Source organism: Kitasatospora sp. NPDC024654 (assembly GCF_055559155.1).
Genome location: NZ_JBVHLF010000180.1, coordinates 1 through 5613, shown reverse-complemented (window position 1 = coordinate 5613; position 5613 = coordinate 1). Strand labels below are relative to the sequence as shown.

Below are 5613 nucleotides of genomic sequence, written 5' to 3'. Positions count from 1 at the left end.
CCCCCCCCCCCCCCCCCCCCCCCCCCCCCCCCCCCCCCCCCCCCCCCCCCCCCCCCCCCCCCCCCCCCCCCCCCCCCCCCCCCCCCCCCCCCGCGCCCGGTCAGGGCCCGCTCCCCGGGTCAGAACTTGTTCTTCGGGGTCAGGCCGAGCGACATGCCGGCGAGGCCGCGCTGACGGCCGCCCAGCTTGCCCGCCACCGCGCGCAGCGCGGTACCGGCGGGGGAGTCGGGGGCGGCCAGCACCACCGGGCGGCCGTCGTCGCCGCCCTCGCGCAGCCGGACGTCGATCGGGATGCTGCCGAGCACCGGTACGGTCGCCCCGGTCGCCCGGGTCAGCGCGTCGGCCACGGTCTGGCCGCCGCCGGTGCCGAAGACGTCGACGATCTCGTCGCAGTGCGGGCAGGGCATGCCCGCCATGTTCTCGATCACCCCGACGATCTTCTGGTGGGTCTGCAGCGCGATGGTGCCCGCGCGCTCGGCCACCTCGGCGGCCGCCATCTGCGGCGTGGTGACGATCAGGATCTCGGCGTTCGGCACCAGCTGGGCGACCGAGATCGCGATGTCGCCGGTGCCCGGCGGCAGGTCGAGCAGCAGCACGTCCAGGTCGCCCCAGTACACGTCGGCCAGGAACTGCTGGAGCGCGCGGTGCAGCATCGGGCCGCGCCAGACCACCGGGGCGTTGCCCGGGGTGAACATGCCGATCGAGATGACCTTCACGCCGTTCGCCTGCGGCGGCATGATCATGTCCTGCACCTGGGTCGGGCGGCCCTCGACGCCCAGCATCCGGGGCACGCTGTGGCCGTAGATGTCGGCGTCCACCACGGCGACCTTCAGGCCGTCGGCGGCCAGCGCGGCGGCCAGGTTGACGGTGACCGAGGACTTGCCGACCCCGCCCTTGCCGGAGGCGACCGCGTACACCCGGGTCAGCGTGCCCGGCTTGGCGAACGGGATCTCACGCTCGGGGGCGCCGCCGCGCAGCTGCTGGGAGAGCTCCCGGCGCTGCTCGTCGCTCATCACGTCGAGCTCGACCTCGACGCCGGTGACGCCGGCGACCCGGCCGACCGCCTCGCTCACCCGGTTGGTGATCGTCTCACGCATCGGACAGCCGGAGACGGTCAGGTAGACGGCGACCCGCACCGCGCCGTCGGCGGCGATCTCCACCGATTTCACCATGCCGAGATCGGTGATCGGGCGGTTGATCTCCGGGTCCTGCACGGTCGACAGCGCCTTGCGGACGGACTCCTCCGTCACGCCGGTCGCGACCTCTGTCTCATTGGCCATGCCTTGATGGTACGGCGCGCCGCACGGCCGGCTGACTGGCCGGTAGCGTGCCGGTGATCACAGCACCTCGACCGACTCCCGGCGCTCGTCGATATCCTTGAGCAGGCTCTGCAGCTCGGAGCGGATGAAGTCGCGGGTCGCCACCTCGCCCAGGCCCTGCCGCAGCGCCGCGACCTCGCGGGTCAGGTACTCGGTGTCGGCGATGTTCCGCTCGCTGCGGGCCCGGTCCTGCTCCATGTTGACCCGGTCCCGGTCGTCCTGCCGGTTCTGCGCGAGCAGGATCAGCGGGGCGGCGTAGGAGGCCTGCAGCGAGAGCACCAGGGTGAGGAAGATGAACGGGTAGTTGTCGAACCGCCAGCTGTTGGGCAGCATGGTGTTCCAGATCACCCAGACGATGATCACGACGGTCATCCAGACGATGAACCGTCCGGTCCCCAGGAAGCGGGCGATCCGCTCGGAGAGCTTGCCGAAGGCCTCCGGGTCGTAGGCCGGCAGCTGGATCAGGCCCGGCCGCCCGGTGCGCGGCTGGTCCAGCCGGGAGCGGGCGGCGGTGCCGTGCACGGTTTCCACGCGCTGGGTCCGGCCGCCCTCGCGGGCCCGCGGCTGGCGGGACTGGCGCAGCTCGCCCCGGATCCGCTGGCGCGGGGCGTCCTCGCGGGAGTCGCGCCGCTTGCGGTCAGCGTCCATCGGTCACCTCGCTGTCGTGTGCCTCGCCACCGTGCAGCGCGGACTCGCGCCAGTCGTCGGGCAGCAGGTGGTCCAGGACGTCGTCCACGGTGACGGCGCCCAGCAGGTGGTCCGCCTCGTCCACCACCGGCGCGGCGACCAGGTTGTAGGTCGCCAGGTAGCTGGTGATCGACGAGAGCGGGGCGTCCGCCGGCAGCGGGTCCAGGTCGTCGTCGAGCATCGCGCCGAGCTGGGTGTACGGCGGCTCGCGCAGCAGCCGCTGGAAGTGGACGGTACCCAGGTACTTGCCGGTCGGGGTCTCGTTCGGCGGGCGGCAGACGTAGATCTGCGCGGCCAGCGCGGGCTTGTGGTCGCGGACCCGGACCCGGGCCAGCGCCTCGGCCACCGTGGCGTCCGGCTCCAGCACGATCGGCTCGGTGGTCATCAGACCGCCCGCGGTGTCCTCCTGGTAGGAGAGCAGCCGGCGGACCGGGGCCGCCTCGTCGGGCTCCATCAGCTGGAGCAGCCGCTCGGCCTCCTCACCGGGCAGCTCGGAGAGCAGGTCGGCGGCGTCGTCCGGGTCCATCGCCTCCAGCACGTCGGCGGCCCGCTCGTCGTGCAGCTTGCCGATGATCTCGACCTGGTCGTCCTCGGGCAGCTCCTCCAGGACGTCGGCGAGCCGCTCGTCGTCCAGCGCGGCGGCCACCTCGGCCCGGCGCTTGGCGGAGAGGTGGTGCATCACGTTGGCCAGGTCGGCCGGGCGCAGCTGCTCGAAGGTGGCCAGCAGGTTGGCCGCGCCCTGGCCCTCCTCGGCGAGCGAGAAGCCGGTCACCGCGGACCAGTCGAGGGTGACCGCCTCGCCCCGGTTCTTCCTGAGCCGGCTGGCCCGGCCACGCTGCACGAAGACCTTGCTGATCTCCCACTCGCGGACCCGGGTCTGCACCATGGCGACGTCCAGCACGGTCACCTCGGCGCCGGCGGCGGTCTCGGTCACCCGGCGGTCCAGCAGCTCGGCCAGCACCAGGGTCTCGGTCGGCCGCTGCTCGAAGCGGCGCATGTTGATCACGCCGGTGGTCAGCACCTGACCGGACTCCAGGCTGGTCACCCGGGTCATCGGGAGGAAGATCCGGCGGCGCCCGACCACCTCCACCACCAGCCCGAGCACCCGTGGTGGACGCCCGCCGATCCGCAGCGACACGACCACGTCGCGGACCCGGCCGACCTGGTCCCCGTTGGGGTCGAAGACCGCGATTCCGGCGAGATGGGAGATGAAGACCCGGCTTGCTGGCCCTGCCATGGACTTCCTTCCGCTCGTCGGTGGGGCAAAGGTTATCGAAGAGCGCAACCCCGGGCTCGCCGGGCCGTCCCCGGGCCCCGCGGCAGCCCGTACGCTGTGCGGCATGGACGGTACGACCGCAACTGCTGACGACTTCCTCGACCGGGCGCTGCTGGAGGAGGCCACCAAGAAGTCCGGGCTGCTCTGGGTGCGCGCGCAGGGCGCGGCCGAGAGCCGTCCGCTCTGGCACGCCTGGTACGACGGCGCGGTGGTGGTGGTCGGGGACGGCGGTGAGCAGCCGCTGCACGGGCTGACCGCGGGCGCCGGCGCCGAGGTGACCGTCCGCAGCAAGGACAAGTGGGGACGGCTGGTGGCCTGGCCGGCCCGGGTGGTGGCGCTCGAACCGCGGAGCGAGGCCTGGCAGGGCGCGGTCGAGGAGCTCAAGGGCAAGCGGCTGAACGCCCCCGACACCGACACCATCACGGAGCGCTGGGCCCGTGAGTGCCGGGTGCTGCGGCTGGAGCCGGTCGGCGCGCTGAGCGAGCGGCCGGGCGCGATGCCGGACGCCTCGCACGCCGCCGCGCCGATGCCCAGCCCGGCCACCACCCGGCAGCCGATCCCGGCCCACCTGCCGAAGCTGGTGTTCGGGCGACTGCGCCGCAAGGGCTGACCCTTCGACCGTTCCCGAGGAGAGCCGTGCCCGTCGTTCGGCCCGACACCGCCCCGAGCGTTTCCCCACCCGCGGCCGCCGCGCCGCCGCTGCCCCGGCCGGACCTCGTGCTGCTGGCCGTCTCGATCGCCGGCATCTCCTTCTCGGCGCCGCTGATCAGCGCCACCGCCGCACCCGCGCTGGCCATCGCCTGCTGGCGCAACGTCATGTCGGCCGGGGTGCTGGGCCCGTACGCGTTGCTGCGGCACCGGGCCGAGCTGCGCGGACTCGGCGGGCGGGCGGTGCTGCTCGCGGTGGCGGCCGGGGCGCTGCTGGCGGTGCACTTCGCGCTCTGGACGCCGAGCCTGCGGATGACCTCGGTGGCCTCGTCCACCGCGCTGGTCACCACCACCCCGCTGTGGACCATCCTGATCACGCGGGTGCGCGGCGTCCGCCCGCCGCGGCTGGTCCGGCTCGGCATGGCCGCGGCCTTCGCCGGCGTCCTGCTGCTCACCGGCGTCGACCTCACGGTCTCCGGCCGGGCGCTGCTGGGCGACGGGCTCGCGCTGGCCGCCGGGCTGGCCATGGCCGGCTACCTGCTGCTCGGCGCCGAGGTCCGTCGGAGCGTCAGCACCACCGCCTACACGCTGGTCTGCTACACCACCACGGCCGTCGGGCTGCTGGCGCTCTGCCTGGCCACCGGCACCCCGCTGGGCGGCTGGTCGGCCGGGGTCTGGGGCCGGATCGCACTGCTGATGGTGGTCGCCCAGCTGCTCGGGCACTCGCTCAGCAACCGGGTGGTGCGCACCCTGGGCCCGTCCGTCACCTCCACCGCGATCCTGCTGGAGACGCCCGGGGCCGCGCTGATCGCGGCGCTCTGGCTGGGCCAGTGGCCGCCGGCCGCCGCCTGTCCGGCCGTGGCGCTGATCCTGCTCGGCCTGGTCCTGGTACTCCGCGCGGGGCGCCGCTGACCTGCCGGGTACGCTCGGCGCATGGCCCACGACCTCCCGCTCTTCGGCGACCCCAGCCAGCCCCCGCACGGCCCGCGGGGCCCGTCCCGCGCCGAGGTGTCGACCGCGGTCGAGGCGCGGCTGATCACCGCGCTCGGGGAGCCGAGCGGACGGGCCGCGGTGACCTTCCTGGGCGCCGAGCGGATCGAGGTGCTGCGGTTCGGCCCGGACGCCGAGGGCCTGGTCCGCTACGCCACGCTGGGCATGGCCGCCGCGCCGATGGCCGACCCGACGGCGGCCCTCGCCGACCCGGTGCGCGGGCCGCGGGCCGAGCTGCTGCTCACCGTCCGCGGCGGACGTGACGAGGTGCTCCGTTCGCTGGCCATCCTGGCGGCGACCCCGCAGGTGGAGGGCCTGGTGGTGGCACCGGGCGCCTCGCTGGACCTGGGCGGGCCGCTCTGGCCGGGCGCGCCGTTCAGCTCGGTGCTGGTGGCCGAGGGGGGCGGTCTGGTCGAGGACCTCGACCTGCCGGAGCCGGCCGATCCGGTGCGCTTCCTGCCGCTGCTGCCGATGACGCCGAACGAGGCGGCCCACAAGCGGGTGCACGGCGCGGCCGAGCTCCAGGAGCGCTGGCTGGGGCACGGCACCGACCTGCGCGATCCGGAGCGTCGCGGCGTGCCGCTCGGCTGAGCGCGGACCCTAGCCACGTACTTCGCAGATCACCGATTTAGGTTTGTGGCCAGCGGGTTTGTGTGACTTCGATGCCGAGGAGGTCGAGGAGGTGGAGTTGGA

At 74.3% G+C, this 5613-nt stretch carries 6 protein-coding genes; 3 read left to right on the top strand and 3 right to left on the bottom strand.

Features of this window, described 5'->3' with window-relative positions; translation table 11 throughout:
* Positions 1-119: 119 nt before the first annotated feature.
* From ACZ38L_RS38205 to ACZ38L_RS38195, 3 genes are read right to left on the bottom strand one after another with little or no spacing between them, the layout of a single operon-like run.
* Positions 120-1280, bottom strand: coding sequence for an Mrp/NBP35 family ATP-binding protein (locus tag ACZ38L_RS38205; protein WP_396557818.1), 1161 nt, complete (start codon positions 1278-1280; stop codon positions 120-122).
* 57 nt (positions 1281-1337) lie between these two features.
* Positions 1338-1967: a DUF1003 domain-containing protein gene (locus ACZ38L_RS38200; protein WP_465702524.1), complete on the bottom strand. Its 630-nt coding sequence runs from the start codon at positions 1965-1967 to the stop codon at positions 1338-1340.
* Positions 1957-3243, bottom strand: coding sequence for a magnesium transporter MgtE N-terminal domain-containing protein (locus tag ACZ38L_RS38195; protein WP_465702522.1), 1287 nt, complete (start codon positions 3241-3243; stop codon positions 1957-1959). Before ACZ38L_RS38195 ends, ACZ38L_RS38200 begins: the two co-directional genes overlap by 11 nt.
* A gap of 103 nt (positions 3244-3346) precedes the next feature.
* Between ACZ38L_RS38195 and ACZ38L_RS38190 the strand changes: the two genes are divergently transcribed.
* The 3 genes from ACZ38L_RS38190 to ACZ38L_RS38180 are packed head-to-tail and all read left to right on the top strand — an operon-like array spanning position 3347 to position 5511.
* A complete protein-coding gene (locus tag ACZ38L_RS38190; protein ID WP_465702519.1) occupies positions 3347-3892 on the top strand; it encodes a hypothetical protein in 546 nt (181 codons plus the stop codon).
* 26 nt (positions 3893-3918) lie between these two features.
* Positions 3919-4842, top strand: a complete 924-nt coding sequence (locus ACZ38L_RS38185; RefSeq protein WP_465702516.1) for a DMT family transporter — start codon at positions 3919-3921, stop codon at positions 4840-4842.
* Positions 4843-4863: 21 nt separating this feature from the next.
* Positions 4864-5511 carry a suppressor of fused domain protein gene (locus ACZ38L_RS38180; protein WP_465702514.1) on the top strand — a complete coding sequence of 216 codons (648 nt, stop codon included), beginning with the start codon at positions 4864-4866 and terminating at the stop codon, positions 5509-5511.
* The last annotated feature ends 102 nt before the right edge of the window (positions 5512-5613 follow it).

What these genes read in the sequence shown, in the direction of transcription:
- ACZ38L_RS38205 (WP_396557818.1), bottom strand. Translation starts at nt 1,280, where the DNA reads ATGGCCAATGAGACAGAGGTCGCGACCGGCGTGACGGAGGAGTCCGTC.
- ACZ38L_RS38200 (WP_465702524.1), bottom strand. Translation starts at nt 1,967, where the DNA reads ATGGACGCTGACCGCAAGCGGCGCGACTCCCGCGAGGACGCCCCGCGC.
- ACZ38L_RS38195 (WP_465702522.1), bottom strand. Translation starts at nt 3,243, where the DNA reads ATGGCAGGGCCAGCAAGCCGGGTCTTCATCTCCCATCTCGCCGGAATC.
- ACZ38L_RS38190 (WP_465702519.1), top strand. Translation starts at nt 3,347, where the DNA reads ATGGACGGTACGACCGCAACTGCTGACGACTTCCTCGACCGGGCGCTG.
- ACZ38L_RS38180 (WP_465702514.1), top strand. Translation starts at nt 4,864, where the DNA reads ATGGCCCACGACCTCCCGCTCTTCGGCGACCCCAGCCAGCCCCCGCAC.